General features: G+C 32.5%; 27 protein-coding genes. All 27 read left to right on the top strand.

Features of this window, described 5'->3' with window-relative positions; genetic code table 11:
- Window positions 1–260: 260 nt before the first annotated feature.
- The 27 genes from alaS to BJG89_RS06850 all read left to right on the top strand — a co-directional run bounded on the left by alaS (window position 261) and on the right by BJG89_RS06850 (window position 23,901).
- Window positions 261–2,891 carry an alanine--tRNA ligase gene (alaS, locus tag BJG89_RS06720; RefSeq protein WP_096809351.1) on the top strand — a complete coding sequence of 877 codons (2,631 nt, stop codon included), beginning with the start codon at window positions 261–263 and terminating at the stop codon, window positions 2,889–2,891.
- A 68-nt stretch (window positions 2,892–2,959) separates the two neighbouring features.
- Complete coding sequence (locus tag BJG89_RS06725; RefSeq protein ID WP_096809354.1) at window positions 2,960–3,220, top strand: IreB family regulatory phosphoprotein; 261 nt, start codon at window positions 2,960–2,962, stop codon at window positions 3,218–3,220.
- Window positions 3,221–3,223: 3 nt separating this feature from the next.
- Window positions 3,224–3,652, top strand: a complete 429-nt coding sequence (gene ruvX, locus BJG89_RS06730) for a Holliday junction resolvase RuvX (protein ID WP_096809356.1) — start codon at window positions 3,224–3,226, stop codon at window positions 3,650–3,652.
- Between the two features lie 16 nt (window positions 3,653–3,668).
- Complete coding sequence (locus BJG89_RS06735; protein ID WP_096809359.1) at window positions 3,669–3,995, top strand: DUF1292 domain-containing protein; 327 nt, start codon at window positions 3,669–3,671, stop codon at window positions 3,993–3,995.
- A gap of 598 nt (window positions 3,996–4,593) precedes the next feature.
- Entirely contained in the window at window positions 4,594–5,235 is a 642-nt protein-coding gene (locus BJG89_RS06740; protein WP_096809361.1) for an O-methyltransferase, read from the top strand.
- Window positions 5,232–6,155 carry a peptidase U32 family protein gene (locus BJG89_RS06745; RefSeq protein ID WP_096809364.1) on the top strand — a complete coding sequence of 308 codons (924 nt, stop codon included), beginning with the start codon at window positions 5,232–5,234 and terminating at the stop codon, window positions 6,153–6,155. The genes BJG89_RS06740 and BJG89_RS06745 overlap by 4 nt, the downstream gene beginning before the upstream one ends.
- Before the next feature lie 15 nt (window positions 6,156–6,170).
- A complete protein-coding gene (locus tag BJG89_RS06750) occupies window positions 6,171–7,439 on the top strand; it encodes a peptidase U32 family protein (protein WP_096809366.1) in 1,269 nt (422 codons plus the stop codon).
- Window positions 7,439–8,062 carry a uridine kinase gene (udk, locus tag BJG89_RS06755; protein WP_096809368.1) on the top strand — a complete coding sequence of 208 codons (624 nt, stop codon included), beginning with the start codon at window positions 7,439–7,441 and terminating at the stop codon, window positions 8,060–8,062. Before BJG89_RS06750 ends, udk begins: the two co-directional genes overlap by 1 nt.
- A 26-nt stretch (window positions 8,063–8,088) precedes the next feature.
- Window positions 8,089–8,565, top strand: coding sequence for a transcription elongation factor GreA (greA, locus tag BJG89_RS06760; RefSeq protein ID WP_096809370.1), 477 nt, complete (start codon window positions 8,089–8,091; stop codon window positions 8,563–8,565).
- Between the two features lie 304 nt (window positions 8,566–8,869).
- On the top strand, window positions 8,870–9,601 hold the full coding sequence (gene pxpB, locus BJG89_RS06765; RefSeq protein WP_096809371.1) for a 5-oxoprolinase subunit PxpB: 732 nt from the start codon (window positions 8,870–8,872) through the stop codon (window positions 9,599–9,601).
- Window positions 9,591–10,598 carry a 5-oxoprolinase subunit C family protein gene (locus BJG89_RS06770; protein WP_096809372.1) on the top strand — a complete coding sequence of 336 codons (1,008 nt, stop codon included), beginning with the start codon at window positions 9,591–9,593 and terminating at the stop codon, window positions 10,596–10,598. The genes pxpB and BJG89_RS06770 overlap by 11 nt, the downstream gene beginning before the upstream one ends.
- Window positions 10,598–11,035 carry an acetyl-CoA carboxylase biotin carboxyl carrier protein gene (locus BJG89_RS06775; protein ID WP_096809373.1) on the top strand — a complete coding sequence of 146 codons (438 nt, stop codon included), beginning with the start codon at window positions 10,598–10,600 and terminating at the stop codon, window positions 11,033–11,035. Before BJG89_RS06770 ends, BJG89_RS06775 begins: the two co-directional genes overlap by 1 nt.
- A 22-nt stretch (window positions 11,036–11,057) precedes the next feature.
- Window positions 11,058–12,416 (top strand): acetyl-CoA carboxylase biotin carboxylase subunit, encoded by a 1,359-nt coding sequence (locus BJG89_RS06780; protein ID WP_096809374.1) that lies wholly within the window; start codon window positions 11,058–11,060, stop codon window positions 12,414–12,416.
- The gene (gene pxpA, locus BJG89_RS06785) at window positions 12,416–13,174 is read left to right on the top strand and encodes a 5-oxoprolinase subunit PxpA (RefSeq protein ID WP_096809376.1); all 759 of its coding nucleotides are present in this window, start codon (window positions 12,416–12,418) and stop codon (window positions 13,172–13,174) included. Before BJG89_RS06780 ends, pxpA begins: the two co-directional genes overlap by 1 nt.
- 3 nt (window positions 13,175–13,177) lie before the next feature.
- Window positions 13,178–14,410: an NRAMP family divalent metal transporter gene (locus tag BJG89_RS06790; protein ID WP_096809378.1), complete on the top strand. Its 1,233-nt coding sequence runs from the start codon at window positions 13,178–13,180 to the stop codon at window positions 14,408–14,410.
- 295 nt (window positions 14,411–14,705) lie between these two features.
- The gene (gene mtnN, locus BJG89_RS06795) at window positions 14,706–15,392 is read left to right on the top strand and encodes a 5'-methylthioadenosine/S-adenosylhomocysteine nucleosidase (RefSeq protein WP_096809380.1); all 687 of its coding nucleotides are present in this window, start codon (window positions 14,706–14,708) and stop codon (window positions 15,390–15,392) included.
- 15 nt (window positions 15,393–15,407) lie between these two features.
- A complete protein-coding gene (locus tag BJG89_RS06800; RefSeq protein WP_096809382.1) occupies window positions 15,408–15,935 on the top strand; it encodes a YqeG family HAD IIIA-type phosphatase in 528 nt (175 codons plus the stop codon).
- The gene (gene yqeH / locus BJG89_RS06805) at window positions 15,936–17,042 is read left to right on the top strand and encodes a ribosome biogenesis GTPase YqeH (protein WP_096809383.1); all 1,107 of its coding nucleotides are present in this window, start codon (window positions 15,936–15,938) and stop codon (window positions 17,040–17,042) included.
- 12 nt (window positions 17,043–17,054) lie between these two features.
- The gene (gene aroE / locus BJG89_RS06810; RefSeq protein ID WP_096809385.1) at window positions 17,055–17,852 is read left to right on the top strand and encodes a shikimate dehydrogenase; all 798 of its coding nucleotides are present in this window, start codon (window positions 17,055–17,057) and stop codon (window positions 17,850–17,852) included.
- Window positions 17,853–17,863: 11 nt separating this feature from the next.
- Complete coding sequence (gene yhbY / locus BJG89_RS06815; protein WP_096809386.1) at window positions 17,864–18,154, top strand: ribosome assembly RNA-binding protein YhbY; 291 nt, start codon at window positions 17,864–17,866, stop codon at window positions 18,152–18,154.
- Window positions 18,154–18,729, top strand: coding sequence for a nicotinate (nicotinamide) nucleotide adenylyltransferase (nadD, locus tag BJG89_RS06820; RefSeq protein ID WP_096809388.1), 576 nt, complete (start codon window positions 18,154–18,156; stop codon window positions 18,727–18,729). The genes yhbY and nadD overlap by 1 nt, the downstream gene beginning before the upstream one ends.
- Window positions 18,716–19,300, top strand: coding sequence for a bis(5'-nucleosyl)-tetraphosphatase (symmetrical) YqeK (gene yqeK, locus BJG89_RS06825; protein WP_096809390.1), 585 nt, complete (start codon window positions 18,716–18,718; stop codon window positions 19,298–19,300). Before nadD ends, yqeK begins: the two co-directional genes overlap by 14 nt.
- On the top strand, window positions 19,301–19,654 hold the full coding sequence (gene rsfS / locus BJG89_RS06830) for a ribosome silencing factor (RefSeq protein ID WP_096809391.1): 354 nt from the start codon (window positions 19,301–19,303) through the stop codon (window positions 19,652–19,654).
- A gap of 2 nt (window positions 19,655–19,656) precedes the next feature.
- Window positions 19,657–20,376, top strand: a complete 720-nt coding sequence (locus tag BJG89_RS06835; RefSeq protein WP_096809393.1) for a class I SAM-dependent DNA methyltransferase — start codon at window positions 19,657–19,659, stop codon at window positions 20,374–20,376.
- Window positions 20,377–20,424: 48 nt separating this feature from the next.
- Window positions 20,425–21,147: a helix-hairpin-helix domain-containing protein gene (locus BJG89_RS06840; protein WP_096809396.1), complete on the top strand. Its 723-nt coding sequence runs from the start codon at window positions 20,425–20,427 to the stop codon at window positions 21,145–21,147.
- 82 nt (window positions 21,148–21,229) lie between these two features.
- A complete protein-coding gene (locus BJG89_RS06845) occupies window positions 21,230–21,691 on the top strand; it encodes a ComE operon protein 2 (protein ID WP_096809397.1) in 462 nt (153 codons plus the stop codon).
- A gap of 95 nt (window positions 21,692–21,786) precedes the next feature.
- Window positions 21,787–23,901, top strand: a complete 2,115-nt coding sequence (locus BJG89_RS06850; protein WP_232514219.1) for a DNA internalization-related competence protein ComEC/Rec2 — start codon at window positions 21,787–21,789, stop codon at window positions 23,899–23,901.
- The last annotated feature ends 27 nt before the right edge of the window (window positions 23,902–23,928 follow it).

The following is a 23,928-nucleotide window of genomic DNA, read 5'->3' on the forward strand; positions in this document are numbered from 1 at the left end:
TTGGTGAAAAGTGTAGATAGTATAGTTGAATGCTACTTTATGTTAATAGAAAATATACTGATTGAGTGATAAGTGATGTGAGTAATGATTTTAAAAATAGTATGCTTTTTGAGTGCAAATGTACTATAGAATCATTATGAATGCTTATAACTAGGGTGGTACCGCGAAACGTTCGTCCCTTTTGATAGGATGGGCGTTTTTTATTTTCATTTTTATCAAATAACTGATATAACTTGAGTTGAGATGGAGGAATTTTAAGTATGAAAAACTTAAAAGCAAGCGAAATTAGACAAAACTTTATAGATTATTTTGTAGAGAAAGGACATATGGTTGAACCGTCTGCGCCATTAGTCCCAATTGATGATGATTCTTTATTATGGATTAACTCCGGTGTTGCGACATTAAAAAAATATTTTGACGGTAGAGAAACGCCTAAAAAGCCACGTATTGTTAATTCTCAAAAAGCGATTAGAACAAATGATATTGAAAATGTAGGTTTTACAGCAAGACATCATACATTTTTTGAAATGTTAGGAAATTTCTCAATTGGTGATTACTTTAAAAAAGAAGCGATTGAATTTGCTTGGGAATTTTTAACAAGTGAAAAATGGATGGCGATGGACCCTAAATTATTATATGTAACGATTCATCCTGAAGATACAGAAGCATATAAAATATGGAATGAAATGATAGGTTTAGAAGAAAGTAGAATTATCCGTATCGAAGGGAATTTCTGGGATATTGGAGAAGGCCCTTCAGGCCCTAATACGGAGATTTTTTATGATCGCGGGAATCAATTTGGACAAAATGACCCAGTTGAAGAAATGTATCCAGGTGGAGAAAATGAACGTTTCTTAGAAGTTTGGAATTTAGTTTTTAGTGAGTTTAACCATAATAAAGATCATACTTATACACCATTACCAAATAAAAATATTGATACAGGTATGGGTCTTGAAAGAATGGCTTCCATTGCCCAAAATGTACGTACTAATTATGAAACAGATTTGTTTATGCCTATTATACGTGAAGTTGAGGCAGTTTCGGGTAAAAAATATCTAAAGCATGATGCACATGATGTTGCATTTAAAGTGATTGCTGATCATATACGTACCATTTCATTTGCAATTGCTGATGGTGCGTTGCCTGCAAATGAAGGCAGAGGCTATGTACTACGAAGACTTTTACGTCGCGCAGTAAGGTTTAGTCAATCATTAGATATTAACGAACCATTTATGTATAAATTAGTTGATATCGTCGCAGATATTATGAAGCCGTATTACCCGAATGTTCAAGAAAAAGCTGATTTTATAAAACGTGTAATTAAATCAGAAGAAGAACGTTTCCACGAAACATTAGAAGAAGGACTCGCTATATTAAATAATTTAATTGCTAAAGCACAAAATGCAACGAATGAAATAAGTGGTAAAGATGCATTTAAGTTATACGACACATATGGTTTCCCAGTTGAATTAACTGTAGAAATTGCTAATCAAGAAAATTTAACAGTTGATATGGCAACGTTCGGGGAAGAAATGCAAAAACAAAGAGATAGAGCTAGACAAGCACGTCAAAACGCACAATCAATGCAAATACAAAGCGGCGTTTTGAAGAAAATTACGACTGAAAGCAAATTTGTCGGTTATGATGTTATGGATCAAGAAACAAAAATAACTGATATTATTTTTGATGGTGAATTAGTAAATGAGGCTGAAGCTGGTGACACAATCTATTTCATTTTAGAAGAAACACCGTTCTACGCTGTTAGCGGTGGCCAAGTTGCTGATGAAGGTACGATAAGTAATGAACAATTTGAAATATATGTGGATGAAGTTACAAAAGCGCCTAACGGTCAAAATTTACACAAAGGTGAAATACAATTTGGAACTGTCAAAGTAAATTCTGAAGTTTTGGCCAGTGTAAATCATAAAGAGCGTAGAGACATCAAAAAAAATCACAGCGCAACGCATTTATTACATGCCGCTTTAAAAGAAGTGCTTGGAGATCATGTAAACCAAGCTGGTTCACTTGTTGAGGCTGATCGTTTAAGGTTTGATTTCTCTCATTTTGGTCCTTTAACAGAGGCCGAAATAGAGCAAGTAGAGCGCAGAGTCAATGAAGAAATATGGAATAGCATAGACGTAAACATTCAAGAAATGCCAATAGAAGATGCTAAAAAGTTAGGCGCTATGGCATTATTTGGTGAAAAATATGGAGATGTCGTTCGCGTTGTAAATATGGCGCCTTTCTCTATTGAACTTTGTGGCGGTATCCATGTAAATAACACATCTGAAATAGGGTTGTTTAAAATAGTAACCGAGTCTGGAACGGGCGCAGGAGTTCGACGTATAGAAGCGTTAACTGGTAAATCAGCATTTTTATATTTAGAGACAATACAAGAACAATTTAATGCTGTCAAAGCTCAAGTCAAAGTGAAATCTGATGAACAAGTATTAGAAAAAGTTATGCAAATGCAAACAGACGAAAAAGAGTTGTCTAAACAACTTGAACAAAAAAACAAAGAGATTACTTCATTAAAAATGGGTGATGTAACGAATCAAGTTGAAGAAGTTAATGGATTTAAAGTACTTGCTACCGAAGTAGAAGTAGCAAATGCGAAAGCAATTCGAGAAACAATGGATGATTTTAAATCTAAACTTCAAGACACGATTATTATTCTAATCAGTAATATAGATGGAAAAGTATCGCTAGTTGCAACCGTACCTAAAGATTTAACAGATCGTGTTAAAGCTGGTGACATTATTAAAAATATGGCGCCAATCGTAGGTGGTAAAGGTGGTGGCCGTCCTGATATGGCTCAGGGTGGAGGAACACAACCTGAAAACATAACAGAATCATTACGTTTCATTAAAGATTACATTAAATCTCTATAAGTTCAATGCATTGTAATGTAGAATATACAATAAGAACTTTTTTACTCGAACAAAGGAGTGTTAAAAAAATGGAAAACTTTGATAAAACAATGAAATTTAATTATGATGAAATTCCAAAAGAAGATGTCAAAACAGTACTTCAAAATGTCTATAATACGCTTAATGAACGCGGTTATAATCCGGTTAACCAAATAGTCGGCTATTTACTATCAGGCGACCCAGCTTATATCCCGCGTAATAATGAAGCTAGAAACCAAATACGTCGAATTGATCGTGATGATATTATGGAAGAATTAGTTTCGAATTATTTACAAGAGAATTCCAATTAATATATGTTAAAACATAAAATATTAGGCTTAGATGTAGGAAGTAAAACTGTTGGCATTGCTGTTAGTGATCTCATGGGTTGGACAGCCCAAGGATTAGATACACTCCATATAAACGAAGATAAGAATGAATTAGGTATAGATAGATTAGTAAATATAATAGAGAAAGAGAAAGTTGGGACCGTTGTTATAGGTTTACCAAAAAATATGAACAATTCTATTGGATTTCGAGGCGAGGCTTCGTTACAATACAAGGAGCAACTTCAAGAAGCATTGCCATCTGTAGAGATTATCATGTGGGATGAGCGTTTAAGTACCATGGCCGCAGAACGTTCTTTACTTGAAGCTGATGTTTCTAGACAAAAACGAAAAAAAGTAATAGATAAAATGGCTGCCGTATTTATATTACAAGGCTATTTAGATTCTATACAATAAAAAGGAGCGTTTTATAATGACTGAACACAACCATGAATCTGAATTAGAAATCAATAACCAAGAGGAATTATTAACTTTATATGACGAAGATGGAAATGAAGTACTATATCGCAAAGTTTTAGAATTTTTCCATCCAGAATTCAAAAAAGAGTATGTTATTCTTGCTGAAGAAGGCGCAGAATCAGATGATGATGATCTCATTGAATTAGTACCAATGATTAATGATCCAGATGAAGACGGAGAAGGTGGAAAATTCTTACCTGTGGAAACAGATGAAGAATGGGATATGATTGAAGAAGTAGTTAATACCGAAATGGACGATCACGATCATAATCACGAATAATTTTTATATAGATTAAAATATTTGTATATAACTTTAAAAATACAATGTTTGGGTGTGATACCCACACTTAACATCAATGCACTTTCATTTTTGAATGAAGGTGCATTTTTTATATTCAAAGTTTCACGATTAGAAACATACTACGTGTTTGTTTCAATTATAGTTCGACTTTGTAGTAATTATAAATGTACACGCCAACTTTTATATTTTTCTAGTTATCAACAAACCTTGAGAGTAAAATTTTTCAACTTGCTCTAATTTACTGGTGTAGGTTATCAATAGAAGAATAAGTGTAAATATAATTTTTCTATCTTTTGTATTAATACCCAACTTGTTAGAAATTATAAGTGTAGGACTGTGTTAGTAAACACAATTTACACTTATAATCTATGTAGCTTTGTGGTAAAATATATAAAGTTAAAATTAAATCATAAGAAATGATTTCAAAGCATTTTATAATAAATCTATTTAGTATTTCATAATATAAAAACATAGTATGCGTTTATGAATTAAATATAATCAGTCACAGTAACCTTGACTGATTATATTTAATTTGTAAAAAACGCTTGAATCATTTTACGTTGAAGGAAGTTTTAAAATGAATAATAACCAGTCATATTTATTAGAATTGCATAAACAAAATGCTGAACCGATTGAAATGCTTAGGCAATACGCCGAAGCAAATCAAGTTCCTATTGTTGATAGGCTTACATTAGAAATGATAAAACAGCTTATTCGATTACATAAACCACAGCGCATTTTAGAAATTGGTACTGCTATTGCATATAGCAGTATGCAGTTCGCTTCTGTTTCTAATAAAATTAAAGTTACTACAATTGAGCGTAATAGTGAAATGCAATTAAAAGCTAAAGAAAACATTATAAAATTTGGATATGGAGAACAAATTGAATTGGTGGAAGAAGATGCACTAGAAGCATTTGACAACATTAAACACCTTTCATTTGATATGATTTTTATTGATGCTGCGAAAGCACAATCCAAAAAATTCTTTACGCTTTACGCCCCTTTATTGAAAGAGGGCGGCGTTATTGTCACTGATAATGTGCTGTATCATGGTTTTGTTTCAGACATTTCAGTAGTACGAAGTAGAAATGTAAAGCAGATGGTAAAAAAAGTGCAACAGTATAACGAATGGCTTATGGCTCAACCTGACTTTACTACTAATTTCTTAAATATGGATGATGGGTTAGCTATTTCAATTAAAGGAGAATCAAAATGACAGAACTATTAGTGACACCTAAATCTGTTAAACACATTGAAGTATTAATTGAAAAAGGCGCAGATGCTTTCGTCATTGGGGAACAAAAATTTGGCCTAAGGTTAGCTGGAGAATTTAAAAAAGAAGCTATGAAAGAAGCAGTAGAATTAATACATAGTCACGGAAAAAAGGTCTACGCAGCAGTTAATGGTATCTTTCACAATTACCATTTAAACGCAGTAGAAGCATATATCAACTTTTTGCATGAAATTAGAGTCGATCGTATTATTTTTGGAGATCCTGCAGTGGTTATGTATGTCAAAGAACAAGAAAACCCAATACCACTAAATTGGGATGCAGAAGCATTAGTGACGAATTATTTTCAATGTAATTATTGGGGAAGAAAAGGTGCAAAACGTGCGCAACTAGCCAGAGAACTTAGTTTAGATGAAATTTTAAATATTAAAAAACATGCCGATGTTGAAATTGAAGTTCAAGTACACGGCATGACTTGCATGTTCCAATCTAAACGCATGCTTTTAGGTAATTACTTTACTTTCCAAGAACGTCAAATGAAAATTCAAAGAAACAAAGAAGCGAATGAATTATTATTATATGATGCAGAACGTGATAATAAATATCCAGTTTTTGAAGATTATAATGGGACACATATTATGTCTCCGAATGATATATGTTTGATTGAAGAATTAGAACCCCTTTTAGCAAATGGTATAGATGCATTAAAAATCGATGGTGTATTACAAACGGAAACATATATCAATGTTTGTACAGAGCAATATAGAGAAGCTATTGATTTATACAATGAAGATCCAGAAGCTTATGAGGATGAAAAATTTATGCTTGTCGATCCTATTGAAGCGATACAACCAGAACACCGTCCATTTGATGAAGGTTTCTTATATAAACAAACTGTATATTAAGGGAGGTATATGAGGATGAAAATCTTAGAAGAAGTTGTAGAAAAAAGCAAAAATAAAATGAAAAAACCTGAGCTTCTTGCCCCCGCTGGTAATTTAGAAAAACTAAAAATAGCTGTTCATTATGGTGCTGATGCTGTATTTTTAGGTGGGCAAGCGTACGGTTTGAGATCTAACGCTGACAATTTTACCATGGAAGAAATAGTTGAAGGCGTATCATTCGCAAACCAATATGGAGCCAAAATATATGTAACTACGAATATTATTGCTCATGATGAAAATATAGAGGGATTAGATCAATATTTACAAGATTTAGAGTCAACTGGTGCTACCGGCATCATTGTAGCGGATCCGCTGATCATTGAAACATGTAAACGTGTCGCGCCTAAATTAGAAATACATCTATCTACACAACAATCACTTTCGAATTATAAAGCTGTTGAATTTTGGAAACAGGAAGGCTTGGATCGTGTTGTCTTAGCTCGTGAAACAGGTGCTATGGAAATGAGAGAAATGAAAGAGAAAGTTGATATTGAAATTGAATCTTTTATACATGGTGCAATGTGTATTGCTTATTCTGGAAGATGTACTTTAAGTAATCATATGACAGCACGTGATTCTAACAGAGGCGGGTGTTGTCAAAGTTGTCGCTGGGATTATGATTTATTAGAAGTAGATGAAGATGGCGAGTTAGATTTGTATTACGATGAGAATGAAGCCACACCATTTGCAATGAGTCCAAAAGATTTGAAATTGATTGAGTCCATCCCTAAAATGATGGATATTGGTGTAGATTCGCTTAAAATTGAAGGACGAATGAAGTCAATACATTATATCGCTACAGTAGTCTCAGTATATAGAAAAGTGATAGATGCATACGCTGAAGATCCAGATAACTTTAAAATTCAGCCTGAATGGTTAATTGAGTTAGACAAATGCGCTAATAGAGACACCGCGCCTGCATTTATAGAGGGGACGCCAGGTTATGAAGAGCAAATGTATGGTCAACAAAATAAAAAAAACGCTGCATACGATTTCTGTGGATTAGTTTTGGATTATGACAAGATTTCGAAAATAGCTACTATACAGCAACGAAATAAATTTGAACCTGGGCAAGAAATAGAGTTTTTTGGTCCTGAAATTAATACATTTAGACAAGTTGTTGAGACTATTTATGATGAAGAAGGTAATGAACTTGATGCTGCACGGCACCCATTACAAATCGTGCAAATTAAAGTTGACCATCCAATTTATACCAACAACATGATGAGAAAGGAAATTGGATAATGAAAGGTACGACAATAATTGGAATTGCTGGTGGTTCAGGTTCAGGTAAAACCTCAGTAACTAACGAAATAATGAAAAATTTAGAAGGTCATAGTGTTGCATTATTAGCGCAAGACTATTATTATAAGGACCAATCCCATTTAAGTTTTGAAGAACGTTTAGAAACGAATTATGACCATCCATTTGCTTTTGATAATGATTTATTAATTGAAAATTTAAACGATTTGAGAAACGGTAAGCAGATTGAAGTGCCCACTTATGATTATACAAATCATACTCGAAGCGATGAAACGATTGCATTTAAACCAAAAGATGTTATTATCGTAGAAGGTATATTTGCGCTTGAAAATAAAATGTTAAGAGATTTAATGGATGTTAAGATTTATGTTGATACGGACGCAGATTTACGAATCTTGCGACGCTTGCTTCGTGATACTGAAGAAAGAGGACGTACAATGGATTCGGTAATCAATCAATATCTAAATGTAGTTCGACCAATGCACAACCAATTTATCGAACCTACTAAAAGATATGCGGATATTATTATCCCAGAAGGTGGAAGTAATAAAGTGGCTATCGATATAATGACAACAAAAATCCAAACATTAGTTAGTACACAATAGTATTTTAGTAAAGGAAGATGACAAATATGGAAAACCAAAAACAATACCCAATGACTCAAGAGGGTTTTGAAAAATTAGAAAACGAATTAGAAGAATTAAAAACTGTAAAAAGACCAGAAGTCGTTGAAAAAATAAAAGTAGCACGCTCATTTGGTGATTTATCTGAGAACTCCGAGTATGATGCTGCTAAAGATGAACAAGGATTTATTGAACAAGATATACAGAGAATTGAACACATGTTACGTAATGCGCTAATCATCGAAGACACAGGAGACAATAATCAAGTACAAATTGGTAAAACCGTAACATTTGTTGAATTACCTGGTGACGACGAGGAAGAATATCAAATCGTTGGGTCAGCAGAATCTGATGCATTTAATGGTAAGATTTCAAATGAATCACCTATGGCACAAAGTTTAATTGGTAAAAAATTAAATGAAGAAGTACGTGTGCCACTACCAAATGGTGCTGAAATTAACGTAAAAATTGTAAACATTAAATAATTGTAACTAATCCCCTTAACTTATTGAGTTAGGGGGATTTTACACTTTCAATATAAAAATATATACTTATTGGCGACTATTTGATAAATTAATATCATTCAAAAAAATATCGGAAAATTAAGACTACTTTGTAAGATGACATGTGAATTAATAAGTCATTTATGATTGTAGTTTATTATCAACAATTATAACTATTTTTTATTAAACATAAATTAAGTATTAATGATATAATACTAATATTGCGTGTTTAATAATCTTTGTTTTAAGGTTTAATTGTGCGTAATATAAAAGGGGGGGCGCAATAGTGGAATATAAATTGATTAATGAAGAAACAATTATGATTTATTTTGAACAACAGATTGATCCTGCAACATTTAAAAAAGTTCAAAAAGTTGAAAAATATATAAAAGAACAACAGCATAAAGCAATTATTGAAATTATCCCTTCTTATTGTTCTATAATGTTACATATTGATATTACAAAGCAAAAATTAATAGATATAGTTAATCAGTTGAATTTAGAACAATTAAATCAAATTGATTTGGATGACCAACCAAAAAACATAAAAACAATCAGTTTGCCAGTTTTATACGATGGTGAATATGGGCCAGATATTCAAGAGGTAGCAACACATAATCAATTATCTGTAGAAGAAGTCATCCATTTACATACAAAAGATGCTTATTTAATTTATATGTTAGGGTTTATGCCAGGTTTCCCTTTTTTGGGTGGGCTAAATTCCCAACTACACACACCTAGACGACAAGAACCTAGAACGCATATTCCTGCTGGTTCTGTTGGTATTGCAAATAATCAAACTGGATTATACCCTAAACAATCGCCAGGAGGATGGCAAATTATAGGCCGCACACCTATTACTGTATTTGATATTTTTAGAACGCCTATGTGTTTATATAAATCTGGAGATTATATAAAGTTTTATTCTATAGATGAAACAACATTTGAACAGATTATTGCTGAACAACAAGGTGAATTTGATATTGAAAAGTGGGTGAAAGTTCAATATGAGCATTAAAATTTTAACTCCAGGTTTATTTAGTACCATTCAAGATTTAGGGAGAATTGGTTATCAAGATCAAGGTTTTTCTTCTGCAGGCGTGTTAGATAACTATGCTTATAGAATGGGTCAAATATTAATTGGGAATAGGGGACCAGCCATTGAATGTACTATTATTGGCCCAACAGTTGAATTTTTGGAAGACAATACATTTGTACTTACAGGCGCTAAATTTAAGGCGACATTAAATGATACATTCATTGATGGATCGACAGTTATAGCGGTGAAAAAAGGCGATGTTTTAAAAGTTGGACAAGTAAACGAAGGTGCACGAGGGTATTTATTATTTGGTAAACCATTAGATATATCTAAAGTTGCAGATAGTTTTTCAACACATACGCGTAGTCAAATTGGTGGCTTTAAAGGACGTGCTTTAAAATCTGGTGATTTAATTGGATGTCTTTATAATACATCATATAAGGAAAGACTAGGTATTAGTTTACCTTTTAATTTAGCAAAAAATAATAATAAACCTATTCAAATTATCGAGGGGCCACAAATTGATCATTTTAGTAAAGAGGCGCAACAAAAATTAGTATCTAAAAATTTCGAAATATCAGAAAAATCAGATCGCATGGGATATCGTTTACAAGGAGAAAACATACCACCTATAGGATCGGCTGATATTATATCGGAACCAGTTGCATTAGGAAGTATCCAAGTCCCAAACGATGGCAATCCAATTATTTTATTAAATGATAAACAAACAGTTGGGGGTTATACAAAAATCGCAACAGTTTGTGCATCAGATTTGCATAGATTAGCTCAAATGCAACCTAATGAGATAATTCGTTTTGAATGGACTACAGTCGAAACAGCAGTAACCAAATTAGAACAACAAGAAAAAGATTTTAACGACAAAATAGAAAATTTACTTAATCAACCCATATTCGATGTTGCTCAAATGAGAAACACATCAGCACGTATTAATAAATTATTGAAAGGGGAATTATGATGAACTTTGATAAACTAGAGCAATTAATTCAATTAGTAAAAGATAATGGAGTAAAGAAATTTAATTATAAAGATTATGAAAACGAAATTTCTATAGATTTCACAGATAATACTTTTAATGGCGGGCAAACGCAACAAAATGCAGTCGCAAATCATACTTCAAATTCTGATCAACAAAGTATTTCAAATGAAGTAAAATCAAATCAAGTTGTTAAATCACCTATGGTTGGTACATTTTATTTACAGGATGAAAAAGAATTATCAAAGCCGTTAATTAAAGAAGGCGACGAAATTAAAGAAGGCGACGTCATTGGCTATATAGAAGCAATGAAAGTGATGAACGAGGTCAAAAGTGATGTGAGTGGTGTAGTAGAATCCATACTTATTAGCCACGGTTCAAGCGTGGAATACGACCAAACAATTATAACAGTAAAATAAGATTGAATAGGGGGTATTTGTATTGTACCGTTGTTTAATTGCAAATAGAGGAGAAATTGCGGTAAGAATCATTCGGGCCTGCAGAGAAATGGATATTGAAACGGTTGCAATTTACGCTTTAGGTGATGAATCAAGTCTTCATGTAAGTTTAGCTGATCAAGCGGTTTGCATTGGTGATGCAAATCCATTAGATAGTTACTTAAATCAAGAGAGGATTATTAGCGCAGCCAAAATAACTGGCGCGAATGCGATTCATCCAGGGTACGGGTTTTTATCAGAAAGTGCATCCTTTGCTAAAAACGTAGAACAAAACAATATTCATTTTATAGGGCCAACTGATACGACCATGGAATTAATGGGAGATAAAATTACAGCTCGGCAAACAGTAGACCGGGCTGGCGTGCCAATCATACCAGGTTCAACAGCTGCTGTAGAATCGGTGGAAGCAGTTAAAGAAATCGCAAATGATATTGGTTATCCACTTGTGTTAAAAGCTGCTAGCGGTGGTGGAGGAAAAGGTATAAGAATTGTTAAAACTGAAGAAAATTTGGAAAAAGCTTTTAAAGAAGCAAAGAATGAAGGTAAAAAATATTTTGATGATGATCGTGTGTATGTAGAAACATTTATACCTGTAGCTAAACACGTAGAAGTTCAAGTACTTGGAGATGGCTACGATAATTACATACATTTAGGAGAGCGTGATTGTTCAGTACAACGCAAAAATCAAAAATTAATTGAGGAATCACCTTGTGCTGCGTTATCTGAAGCAATGAGGGCTTCTATGTGTAATGATGCTGTAAAAGTAGCTAGAGCATCCAATTATAGAAGTGCAGGTACAATCGAATATTTAGTGACAGATGACGCTTATTATTTCATTGAAATGAACGCACGCATCCAAGTAGAACATACTGTTACGGAAATGAGATCAAATCGTGATTTATTACAAGCACAACTTTATTTAATGAAGCATGGTGCATTGCCATTTACGCAAGAAGATATTTTATTTGATGGTCACGTGATTGAAGCGAGAATCAATGCTGAAAACCCTCAGAAACAATTTCAACCTTCTCCAGGAAAAGTAAAAGCACTACATTTGCCACAGGGATTTAATGTTCGTATTGATAGTTTGCTTTATCAAGGTTATACTGTTTCTCCAAACTACGATTCACTAGTGGCAAAAGTGATTGTGAAAGCATCAAATCGAGCATTAGCTATTAAAAAATTGAAAGTTACATTAGATGAAATGGTTATAGATGGATTTACAACCACAGCTGACTTTTTATATGCTGTTTTATCGTATCCACTATACGCAGATGGTGATGCTAATGAAGTCGATATTAAATTCTTAGATAGACATAAGATTATCAAGGAGGAATCATAATGAAAGTCGATTTAAACTGTGATTTAGGTGAAGCTTTTGGAAATTATTCTTTTGGCGGGGATGAGCAAATCATTCCGCTAATTACCTCAGCTAATATTGCTTGTGGGTTTCATGCAGGTGATCAACATGTCATGCATCAAACTGTAAAATTAGCTAAATCAAATGAGATTGGTATAGGAGCACATCCAGGTCTGCCAGATTTACAAGGATTTGGACGCAGAAACATGGATTTATCGCCTGATGAGATTTATGATATTGTAATTTATCAGCTTGGTGCTTTAAGTGGTTTTTGTAACATTCATGAGGTTAAGATAAATCACGTAAAACCACATGGAGCACTTTACCAAATGGGGGCACGTAATAAATCAATTGCTCATGCTATTGCGCAAGCGGTATACGATTTTGATCAATCGTTAATTTATGTAGGATTATCCAATACGTTACTTATTTCAGAAGCCCAGGCCATAGGATTAACGACCGCTTCAGAAGTATTTGCTGACAGACGTTATGAAGATGATGGTCAATTAGTGAGCAGAAAGGAAAATGATGCCCTCATTACGGATACAGAAGAAGCGATTGAACAAGTTATTAAAATGGTGAAATCACAAAGCGTCATGACTAAAAATAACAAAGAAATAGATATTCAAGCAGATACGATTTGTGTTCATGGAGATGGTGAACATGCATTAGAATTTGTTACAAAAATAAGAGAGAGACTATCGAAAGAAGGCGTTTCTATAACAAAGCTGGGAGGCTAATACATGGGAGATAAATTAAAAACAGAATCAAAGGATTTTGAGTTTACAAAAAATCATAAAAGATTGTTATTAGGTTCTGTATTTTTAATGGCAACATCAGCAATAGGACCTGCGTTTTTAACGCAAACAGCAGTATTTACTGCTCAGTTTACTTCAAGTTTTGCTTTTGCAATTTTACTATCAATATTAATTGATATAGGGGCGCAAATTAATATTTGGAGAGTATTGGTAGTTACAGGTAAACGTGGTCAAGAAGTAGCGAATGAAATATTTAACGGGCTTGGCACATTTATTTCATTGCTGATTGCCATTGGTGGACTTGCATTTAATATTGGTAATATTGCTGGTGCAGGATTAGGGTTAAATGCCATTTTTGGTTTAGACGTTAAAATAGGAGCAGCTATCACAGCTGTATTAGCCATACTTATTTTTGTAAGTAAAAGTGGTCAAAAAATCATGGATGTTGTCACTATGTTTTTAGGTATACTTACGATTGTAGTAGTTGCATTTGTTATGTTTAAAGCAAATCCACCTTATGCTGAAGCGGCTAAACATCTGGTGATGCCAGAGCAACCATTAGCGCTTGTTTTACCAATTATTACATTGGTTGGTGGAACTGTAGGTGGTTATATTACATTTGCTGGCGCACATAGAATTTTAGATTCAGGCATAAAAGGTAAACATTACTTACCGTTTGTAAACAAAGCAGCTATTTCGGGGATATTAACAACTGGCGTGCTAAGAGCATTATTATTTCTAGCTGTACTTGGAGTAGTTGTAACAGGGGTAACTTTAAATTCTACAAACCCACCAGCATCTGTATTTGAACATGTGCTCGGGCCGATAGGTAAAAACATATTCGGCATTGTATTATTTGCGGCAGCGATGTCTTCTGTGATTGGATCCGCTTATACAAGCGCAACATTTTTAAAGACGATGCATAAATCTATTTACAATAAAATAAATATAATAGTAATTACATTTATCGTTGTATCCACATTGGTTTTCTTATTCTTAGGTAAACCAGTTACACTATTGATTGTTGCTGGTGCTTTAAATGGTTTAATATTACCAATAATATTAACTACCATACTAATTGCTAGTAAACGAAAATCAATCGTTGGAGATTACCATCACCCCACCTGGATGCTCTGGTTTGGTATTTTAGCTGTTATAGTCACTGTTGTTACAGGCGTTTATTCGTTACAAGGTTTAACACAATTAATGGGCAGTTAAAAATTATAATAGTTACTGTATAAACATTCTCTAGTTCTTAATCTAAACATTAATGGACTTGAGAATGTTTATTTGTTTAATACAAAAATTTACTTTACTAGCTTCACTTAAATAAGTGTCGAGGAAAAAGCATTAAACATACGAAGCGTAATGAGGAGTTAAAATATTAAAATGCCTCTGTATAAATCTGAAAATTGGTTTAATATTTTAGTATAATTATTATTCAATCGTCGAGGTATCGCTTTAAATGTGGTAGAATAACTAAGGTTAGGATTTTAAAATGAGGTGAATTATAATGATAGGTATTATAGGTGCTATGGAAGAGGAAGTAGCAATCCTTAAAGATAAACTCGTAAATTTAGAAGAAATTAATATTGCACATGTTTATTTTTATAAAGGCTATTTAAATGATAAAGAAGTTGTTTTAACTCAAAGTGGAATCGGTAAAGTTAATGTAGCCATTTCAACAACATTATTAATTGAAAAATTCAGACCGCGATTGATTATAAATACGGGGTCAGCAGGTGCTTTAGATAAGTCATTAAATATAGGTGATGTCATTGTAAGTGATATGGTTGCTTATCATGACGCTGATGCTAGAGCATTTGGATATCAGTTAGGGCAAATTCCTCAAATGCCAGCACAATTTATAGCGGATAAATCATTAGTTCATAAAGCAACACAAGTGATAACTGATCAACAATTGATAGCTAAAACAGGTCTTATCGTAAGTGGTGATAGCTTTATTGGAACGAGTCGTCAACGAATGGAAATTAAGACAAACTTCCCTCAAGCAATGGCTGCCGAGATGGAAGCAACGGCAATCGCACAAACATGCTATCAATTCAATTTACCATTTATTATCACACGTGCCATATCAGATTTAGCAGATGGAGATGCTGGTATTACATTTGATGAATTTTTAGACAAAGCTGCGAAATCATCTAGTAAAACCGTAGAAGCGTTAATTAAAATGATATAAAAAGGTGAATAGATAATGGGTATGATAAAGAAATATTTTATGCCAAACGAATACGTGCAATCTATTTTTCAAATAGACATAGATAAACTTGCAGAATCTGGTGTAAAAGGTATAGTAACTGATTTAGATAATACACTTGTTGGGTGGGACGTTGCTGACCCGACAGAAGCAGTTAAAAACTGGTTTGAAGAAGCGAAACAAAGAGGTATTACCATTACAATTGTTTCTAATAACAGTGAAAAAAGAGTTGGCAGTTTTTCAAAATCTTTAAAAGTCGATTATATATTTAAAGCAAAAAAACCAAGAGGCCGTGCATTTAATCGTGCGATGACCTCTATGGATTTAAAACCATCTGAAGTTGTAGTCATAGGAGACCAAATGTTAACGGATGTGTTTGGTGGCAATCGACGTGGTCTGTTTACAATTATGGTGGTGCCTGTTAAGCAAACAGATGGTTTTATAACTAAATTTAATCGACTAATAGAGCGACGTTTATTACAGCACTTTAGAAAAAAAGGCTATATCAAGTGGGAGGAAAACTGATTGAGTGAGACGGAATTATTAAAATGTATTGGTTGCGGTGCGCCATTACAATCTGAAGATTCAGACGCGCCAGGTTATGTGCCGGAACACAATTTGTTTCGTGAAGATGTAATATGTAAACGGTGTTTTAGGTTGAAAAATTATAACGAAGTTCAAGATGTCGGATTAGATAGTGAAGATTTTTTAAATCTACTGAATGGATTAAGTGAGAAAAAAGGCATAATCGTAAATGTCGTAGATGTTTTTGACTTTGAGGGCTCTTTTATTAATGCTATAAAACGAATCGTTGGAAATAAAAAAATTATTTTAGTAGCTAACAAAATAGATTTATTACCAAAACAAATCAATAAACGTCGTGTAAAAGAATGGTTAAAAAGAACGGCGAAAAAATATGGACTTGAAGCCGAAGACGTAGTGCTCATATCTGCAGAAAAAAATGAAGGCATTGAAAATTTATTAGAGTCTATTGATCGCATTCGAAACCATGAAGATGTATATATTGTAGGCACGACAAATGTAGGGAAATCGACTTTAATTAATAAATTAATAGAACGTAGTGTAGGAGAAAAGGATGTTGTTACGACATCAAGGTTTCCTGGTACAACGTTAGATATGATTGACATACCATTAGATGAAACAACTTTCATGTATGATACACCAGGTGTAATCCAAGATCACCAAATGACGCATTTAGTTTCAGAAGATGAACTTAAAGTTGTCATACCTAAAAAAGAGATTAAGCAACGAATTTACCAACTTAACGAAGGGCAAACTTTATTTTTTGGTGGTCTTGCACGTATTGATTATATAAGTGGAGGGAAACGTCCATTAATTTGTTATTTTTCAAATGAATTAAACATTCACAGAACTAAAACAGAAAACGCTAATGAACTATGGCGCAATCAATTAGGCTCGCTCTTAGCGCCACCTCATAATCCTGAGAACTTTGACTTAAAAGATGTTAAAGCCGTAAGATTAGAAACAGGTAAAGAAAAAAGAGATGTCATGATTTCTGGTTTAGGTTTCATCACAATAGATGCAGGTGCAAAAGTGATTGTTCGAGTGCCTAAAAATGTTGATGTTATTTTAAGAAATTCAATTATGTAAGGTGTGTTAAATATGAAATTTGCAGTAATTGGCAACCCTATTGATCATTCGTTATCGCCTGCAATGCATAACGCTAATTTTAAAGCATTAGATTACCATGCAACGTACGAAGCTATTAATATCTCTGAAAAAGATTTCCATCTTATAAAGGAAATTACTTCAGAAAAAGATTTATCTGGTTTTAATGTTACCATTCCTCATAAAGAGCGTATTATACCTTTCCTAGATGAAATTGACGAACAGTCTGAAACTGTTGGCGCCGTTAATACAGTTAAAATTAGAAATGGTAAATGGATTGGCTATAATACAGATGGCATTGGCTATGTCAAAGGGTTACAGCAAGTTTATCCAGATTTAAACAATGCATATATACTAATCTTGGGAGCAGGCGGAGCAAGTAAAGGTATTGCTAATGAATTAACTAAGTATGTAAAGCCTAAACTTACTATAGCGAATAGATCGATGAATAGATTTGAACAGTGGAATTTAAATGTTAATAAAGTTCATTTATCAGAAGCTGAAGTGGCATTATCAGAATTTGATATTATTATTAATACGACGCCTGCTGGTATGAATACAAATCAAGAAATTCCAATTAGTTTAAAAAATTTAGAACCTGATACATTAATAAGTGACATTGTGTATGTCCCATTTAAGACACCCATTTTACAACAAGCTGAAGCGCAAGGTAATCCGGTCTATAATGGCTTAGACATGTTTATTTATCAAGGAGCCGAAAGCTTTAAAATATGGACGGCCACTGAACCAAATATACAAATTATGAAACAAACAGTTTTAGAATATTTATAAAGGAGTATTTTATGTTAACAGGTAAACAAAAAAGGTTTTTAAGAAGCAAAGCACATAATATAGATCCAACTTTCCAAATCGGAAAAGCTGGTCTTGGAGATAACATGATAGATCAATTAAAAGATATTTTAGAAAATAGAGAATTAATAAAGATACATGTTTTGCAAAATAATTTTGAAGACAAAAATGACTTAGCACAGTCATTAAGCGATGCAACGCATAGTGAAATTGTTCAAGTAATCGGGTCTATGATTGTGTTGTATAAAGAATCACAAGATAACAAACAGATTCAATTACCTTAATGGCGCAATCTATTGTTTTATATGGTGGGCAGTTTAACCCGATTCATACAGCTCACATGGTTGTTGCTAGTGAAGTGAATCATGTTATTCAACCAGATATATTTTATTTTATACCAAGTTATATGTCGCCACTAAAAGCGCATACAGATTATTTAGACGCGAGATATAGGATAGATATGATTCAATGTGCGATTAATGAATTGGGGTTTGGATCAATTTGTTTAGATGAAATAGAACGCAAAGGTCAAAGTTATACGTATCATACGATAAAACATATCCTAGATAAGCATCCGAATGCTAAATTGTATTTTGTCATAGGCACTGATCAGTATAATCAATTAGAAAAGTGGTATAAAATTGAAGCATTGAAATCAATCGTCACGTTTGTAATTGTTAACAGAGAAAAATCAAATCAAGAAGTAACATCGAACATGTTAGCAATCAATATACCACGTGTAGATATTAGTTCCACGCTTATAAGGAATAGAGTGAAACAAAATAATAATATTCAAATGCTTGTTTCTCAAAGTGTAGAAAAATATATCAGAGAGGAAGGATTATATGAAAACGGATGAAGCCGTCTCCTTAGTGAAAGCAAAATTACCTGAGAAAAGATTTAATCACTCACTTAGAGTAGCAGAAACAGCTGTGAAATTAGCTGAAATATATGATGGTGATAAAGATAAAGCAGAACTTGCTGGCATTTTACATGATTACAGTAAGTATGATGATTTAGGCTCAATGTATCAAATGGTTAGACAATATGATTTAGATAGTGATTTACTCAGTTATGGTTCGGAAATTTTACATGGTCCTGTTTGTGCAGTTATAATGGAAAATCAATTTGGCGTGACTGATGAAGAAGTCTTATTGGCTATCAAAAATCATACAACTGGACGTGCTCAAATGTCCAAAACTGAAAAATTAGTTTTTATTGCAGATTATATAGAACCTGGTCGTCAGACCCCAGGCGTTGAAGAAATTAGAGATTTAGCATACAATCAAGGTAGCTTAGATAATACAATTTATGAAATTTCTAAGCGAACTGTTTTATATTTAATCACAAAAGATATTACCGTTTATAATGCCACGATTGCTTGCTTGAATTATTACAATTATAGTGACGAAAGAGTAAAGGATGATTAAATGAATTCAGATCAATTATTAAACATAGCTGTCAAAGCAACTGAAGATAAAAAGGCAGAAGATATTATTTCTTTAAATATGCAAGGTATCAGTGATATGACAGATTATTTTATAGTTTGTCATGGTAACAATGAAAGACAAGTTCAATCCATTGCACGTGCAGTTAAAGACGCTGCAAATGAAGCTGAAATTGAAGTTAAACGAATGGAAGGTTTTAACGAGGCAAGATGGATTTTAATTGACTTAGCTAATGTTGTTGTTCACGTCTTCCATAAAGATGAACGTGATTATTACAATCTTGAAAAATTATATCGAGATGCGCCTTTAGCATCTTATGGACAGGCAGTTTATTAATAATGGTTCAATATGAAGAAATGAGCTTTTACTACGATCAATTGACTTTAGACCAGCCTTACGAATCTTGGCTTAATCTTGTAGATTATTTTGCCAATAACAAAACATCTATCTTAGATATTGGTTGTGGGACAGGCAGTTTCACTTCAAAATTAGACGGATTTGATCATATAACTGGGATGGATTTAAGCGTTGATATGCTTTCTATAGCAATGCAAAAATCCAATAAAGTGAACTGGATAGAAGGAGATATGACTGAATTCGAACTTAATCGACAATTCGATGTGATTACCATTTTTTGCGATTCTTTAAATTATTTACCCGAAAAAGAAGATGTAACGGCGACGTTCCATCAAGTGTATAATCATTTAGAAACGGATAGTGGCGTGTTTATGTTTGATGTTCACACAGAACACAAAATGACAACGCTATTCAATAATGAAAGTTATATTGATGAAACTGAAAATGTATTTTTAGGTTGGGAAGCTGTTCGAGGCGAAGCCCCTTTAAGCGTATGGCATGACATGACTTTTTTTATAAAAAAGGGTGAAAATCAATATATCAGATTTGATGAATCACATTATCAAAGAACGTATACAGAAGAAATTTACACAAGCATGCTTGAAGCTTGTGGTTTTAAAAATATAACAACTTTTGTTGATTTTGAAATAGATAATCATGATAAAGATGGGGAACGTTTGTTTTTCATCGCAAAAAAATAAAGAGTAAAATCACTCCCTTATGCGTGTATAGTATAAAGGAGTGATTTTTTGTTACATCAATGGGAATTAATCAAAGACATTTGCCACAAATATCGAGCTTTAATCATAGTGAGTGCGATTTCAGTTTTGCTAATTGTTTCAATATTGTTTCTTATATTTAACGCGCATAGTAACGAAAATGAATTTAAACAAACTGATGAAAACAAATTAATTGGAACAAACACACATATGCCATCTTTATTAAAGGAGGATAATGGAACTTCATTAAATAATAAGACAAACCAAAGACAAAATAATACAAAGCATGCCACCATTTACGTAGATATTAAAGGTGCAGTGAAACATCCTAATATTTACAAAATGGCAAGCGATGATCGTATGAAACAGTTATTGGATAAAGCAGTTGTCTCAGTTAATGCAGATCTATCAAATATTAATTTATCAGAAAAATTAGTAGATCAAAAAATGGTATACATTCCTGAAAAAGGGGAGGATTTAAATACACAGAATGACAAAAAAACCAGTCATAACGTGAATTATGCAACGCATTTAGTAGAAGCAAGTAAAAATAGCAATGATGCAGCAATCAACATCAATACTGCAACAGAAAGTCAACTTATTTCTATTCCTGGAATAGGGCAAACGAAAGCTAAATCTATTATTGAATATAGGGAGCAAAACGGCGATTTCAAATCTTTAGACCAATTGAAAGAAATTAATGGAATTGGTGCTAAGACAGTTGAAAAATTAAGTTCTTATTTATCAATCTAAAATATTGTTGCATTATTAAGAAAAGCCAATTAATCTAGAATTATTCACAATAAAAATGACATACTATTGGAGGTTTAACATCATGGAACGAATCAAATGGGAAGAATATTTTATGGCTCAAAGTCATTTACTAGCGTTACGTTCTACTTGTGAAAGATTGTCAGTAGGCGCCACTATCGTCAAAGATAACAGAATAATTGCCGGAGGCTATAATGGTTCGGTATCAGGAGAAGTGCATTGTATCGATGAAGGATGTCTGTTAGAAGATGGACATTGTATTCGCACGATACATGCAGAGATGAATGCATTGCTACAATGCGCGAAACAAGGTGTGTCAACCGAGGGTGCTACGATTTATGTAACTCATTTTCCTTGTTTAAACTGTACAAAATCGATCATTCAAGCGGGTATTAAAAATATTTATTATGCAGAAGATTATCATAACCACCACTATGCTTTAGAATTGTTAGATCAGTCAGGTATTGTATATAAAAAAATCCCTTTTAACCCGAAACACGTAGCGCAATACTTAATCAATAAGTAAATTTGATTTACTATGCATTAGCTTTTTTAGCTGGTATCTTGGTTTTGTATACTAAAACTTTATCACTCATTATATTAATAGGATTAATCGTTATAATGATGCGTAAACGTTTTAGTTATTTTCAATATTTTATTATTATTATAATCCCTTTAATTAGCTTTATGGTGTTTCAAAAAGATTTGGATTCGACGATTAAAAATCGTTATTCAATGATAAATAAAAATTTTCAAGTAGAAGCGAAATTTATGAGTCACCCTTTTTTGGAACATCATCGTATTAAAGGAGAAATAATGATAAATAAAACGTTTTATAAATATATTTATCATCCAGAAAATGTTGAAACAAAGGCTATATCAAATTTTTTATGGCAAAAAAGTTGTAATGTGAATGGCCAATTTAAAGCTGTTAACCCTAATTTCAAAAGTAATCTTACCTTTTTTATTCAAAATATAGAGTTTTCAAGTTGTAAAAGCTACTCTAGCACATTAATCGATTTATTACATAGGCATAAAGCATTTATCTATAAAAAGTTACGGCAATGGGATATCAATTCACCTGAGAAAGCAATAGCATTTATAACAGGTAATACGGCACAAATGGAAAAAGATGAAATAGAAAAAATTAAAGATATCGGTATATATCATTTATTAGCTATCAGTGGTACACATATTGCTATCATTATAGGAATTGTATTTTATATGTGTAATTTATTCAAATGCCCGTTATTATTCATCAAAATGATATTATTGTTTTTATTACCTGTTTACTGTTTTTATACAAATATGTCACCAAGTGCTATTAGAGCTGTCTCAATGAGCTTGATTATATTAATATTTCCGAAATATATTATGAAAAATGCTATGGATGTGCTAGGTGGTCTATTTATCGTTTTAACTTTAATAAACCCTTCGCTAATCTACCATATTGGATTTCAATTTTCTTTTTTAATTACTTTTTTTATACTTTTTTCTAGTCCTTTACTAACAAACGTGTCACCATTTAAATCACTTATTTATATCACCTTGATTGCTCAATTAGGTTCATTTATTATAAGTGCGATTCATTTTCACCAAATTCAATGGATTGGCTTAATATCAAATTTATTTTTTGTGCCTTTTTATTCATTTATATTATTTCCACTAGTCATTATTCTTACTTGTTTTATCCATTTTCCTTTTAAAATAAGCATGTTATCCATACTATATAATAATGTCGTATTTATACATGATAAGTTTGTAGAAAATTTCGAAAAAATCAATAGTTTTAAATGGTATATCCCTGTATTGAACGATCTACAAATAACTGGCATATGTATTATTTTATTTGTTAATTTATTGCTATTAGTAAATAAACATTTTAAAATGTTTATCTTTGCCCTGGTTATTTTATACATTTTTTCTACTGTAATACCTCAATCTAAGGACTATCAATTAACTATGCTAAATGTAGGACAGGGTGATGCTTTTTTATTTGAAACACAAAAACACGAGGTATTATTAATTGATACTGGAGGGCAATTCAATTCAAAACAAACAACGCCCAATCATAATATTTCTAAATATCATATACTCCCAACTTTAAAACGCCATAATATCAAAAAGATTGATTACGTGGTAATTACACACCCTCACATAGACCATATGGGTGAGTTAGAATATTTAATTCAAAAACAACCTATTGAAAATATCATTATTAATCAAAAAAGCTTTAAACCAGAGGAATTAAATCATTTGAGAGAAACTTCACAAAAGTATAATGTAAAACTTTTAGATTTTAAAAATAAACCGCGATTTTTAATGGACAAAGCTCATATTAATCTTTTAGATGCTACGATTCTCAATTCAGATAATTTAAATGAGCAATCGATTATTATACTGATACAATACAGAAAATACAAAATATTATTAATGGGCGACGCAACTATGAACAATGAATCTATATTAATGCAAAAATATAATTTATATAATGTGGATGTTTTAAAGGTAGGTCATCATGGTAGTAAAACGAGTACGAGCGAGGCACTTCTTCAAGCTACTAAACCGAAAATAGCTCTGATATCAGTGGGAAACAACAATAGGTATGGCTTACCTAATAAACTGGTTATTAACAAGTTACAATCTTTAGGAGCTAAAATATTACAAACTCATACAGATGGTGAAGTCAGTATTTTGTTTAGAGATAATATTTTATTACAAACTCATACAGATTAAATTAGTTAGAAAATATTAGACATGTTA

This window comes from Staphylococcus nepalensis (assembly GCF_002442935.1).
GTDB classification, from domain to species: Bacteria; Bacillota; Bacilli; order Staphylococcales; family Staphylococcaceae; genus Staphylococcus; species Staphylococcus nepalensis.

Bases quoted from the DNA above. Each gene is read 5' to 3' on its own strand.
- BJG89_RS06725 (WP_096809354.1), top strand. From the start codon at position 2,960: ATGGAAAACTTTGATAAAACAATGAAATTTAATTATGATGAAATTCCA.
- udk (WP_096809368.1), top strand. From the start codon at position 7,439: ATGAAAGGTACGACAATAATTGGAATTGCTGGTGGTTCAGGTTCAGGT.
- BJG89_RS06835 (WP_096809393.1), top strand. From the start codon at position 19,657: ATGGTTCAATATGAAGAAATGAGCTTTTACTACGATCAATTGACTTTA.
- rsfS (WP_096809391.1), top strand. From the start codon at position 19,301: ATGAATTCAGATCAATTATTAAACATAGCTGTCAAAGCAACTGAAGAT.
- BJG89_RS06770 (WP_096809372.1), top strand. From the start codon at position 9,591: ATGAGCATTAAAATTTTAACTCCAGGTTTATTTAGTACCATTCAAGAT.
- yqeK (WP_096809390.1), top strand. From the start codon at position 18,716: ATGAAAACGGATGAAGCCGTCTCCTTAGTGAAAGCAAAATTACCTGAG.
- mtnN (WP_096809380.1), top strand. From the start codon at position 14,706: ATGATAGGTATTATAGGTGCTATGGAAGAGGAAGTAGCAATCCTTAAA.
- alaS (WP_096809351.1), top strand. From the start codon at position 261: ATGAAAAACTTAAAAGCAAGCGAAATTAGACAAAACTTTATAGATTAT.
- greA (WP_096809370.1), top strand. From the start codon at position 8,089: ATGGAAAACCAAAAACAATACCCAATGACTCAAGAGGGTTTTGAAAAA.
- BJG89_RS06850 (WP_232514219.1), top strand. From the start codon at position 21,787: ATGATGCGTAAACGTTTTAGTTATTTTCAATATTTTATTATTATTATA.
- nadD (WP_096809388.1), top strand. From the start codon at position 18,154: ATGGCGCAATCTATTGTTTTATATGGTGGGCAGTTTAACCCGATTCAT.
- BJG89_RS06845 (WP_096809397.1), top strand. From the start codon at position 21,230: ATGGAACGAATCAAATGGGAAGAATATTTTATGGCTCAAAGTCATTTA.
- BJG89_RS06740 (WP_096809361.1), top strand. From the start codon at position 4,594: ATGAATAATAACCAGTCATATTTATTAGAATTGCATAAACAAAATGCT.
- BJG89_RS06735 (WP_096809359.1), top strand. From the start codon at position 3,669: ATGACTGAACACAACCATGAATCTGAATTAGAAATCAATAACCAAGAG.
- ruvX (WP_096809356.1), top strand. From the start codon at position 3,224: ATGTTAAAACATAAAATATTAGGCTTAGATGTAGGAAGTAAAACTGTT.
- pxpA (WP_096809376.1), top strand. From the start codon at position 12,416: ATGAAAGTCGATTTAAACTGTGATTTAGGTGAAGCTTTTGGAAATTAT.
- BJG89_RS06800 (WP_096809382.1), top strand. From the start codon at position 15,408: ATGGGTATGATAAAGAAATATTTTATGCCAAACGAATACGTGCAATCT.
- yhbY (WP_096809386.1), top strand. From the start codon at position 17,864: ATGTTAACAGGTAAACAAAAAAGGTTTTTAAGAAGCAAAGCACATAAT.
- BJG89_RS06775 (WP_096809373.1), top strand. From the start codon at position 10,598: ATGAACTTTGATAAACTAGAGCAATTAATTCAATTAGTAAAAGATAAT.
- BJG89_RS06790 (WP_096809378.1), top strand. From the start codon at position 13,178: ATGGGAGATAAATTAAAAACAGAATCAAAGGATTTTGAGTTTACAAAA.
- aroE (WP_096809385.1), top strand. From the start codon at position 17,055: ATGAAATTTGCAGTAATTGGCAACCCTATTGATCATTCGTTATCGCCT.
- BJG89_RS06745 (WP_096809364.1), top strand. From the start codon at position 5,232: ATGACAGAACTATTAGTGACACCTAAATCTGTTAAACACATTGAAGTA.
- BJG89_RS06750 (WP_096809366.1), top strand. From the start codon at position 6,171: ATGAAAATCTTAGAAGAAGTTGTAGAAAAAAGCAAAAATAAAATGAAA.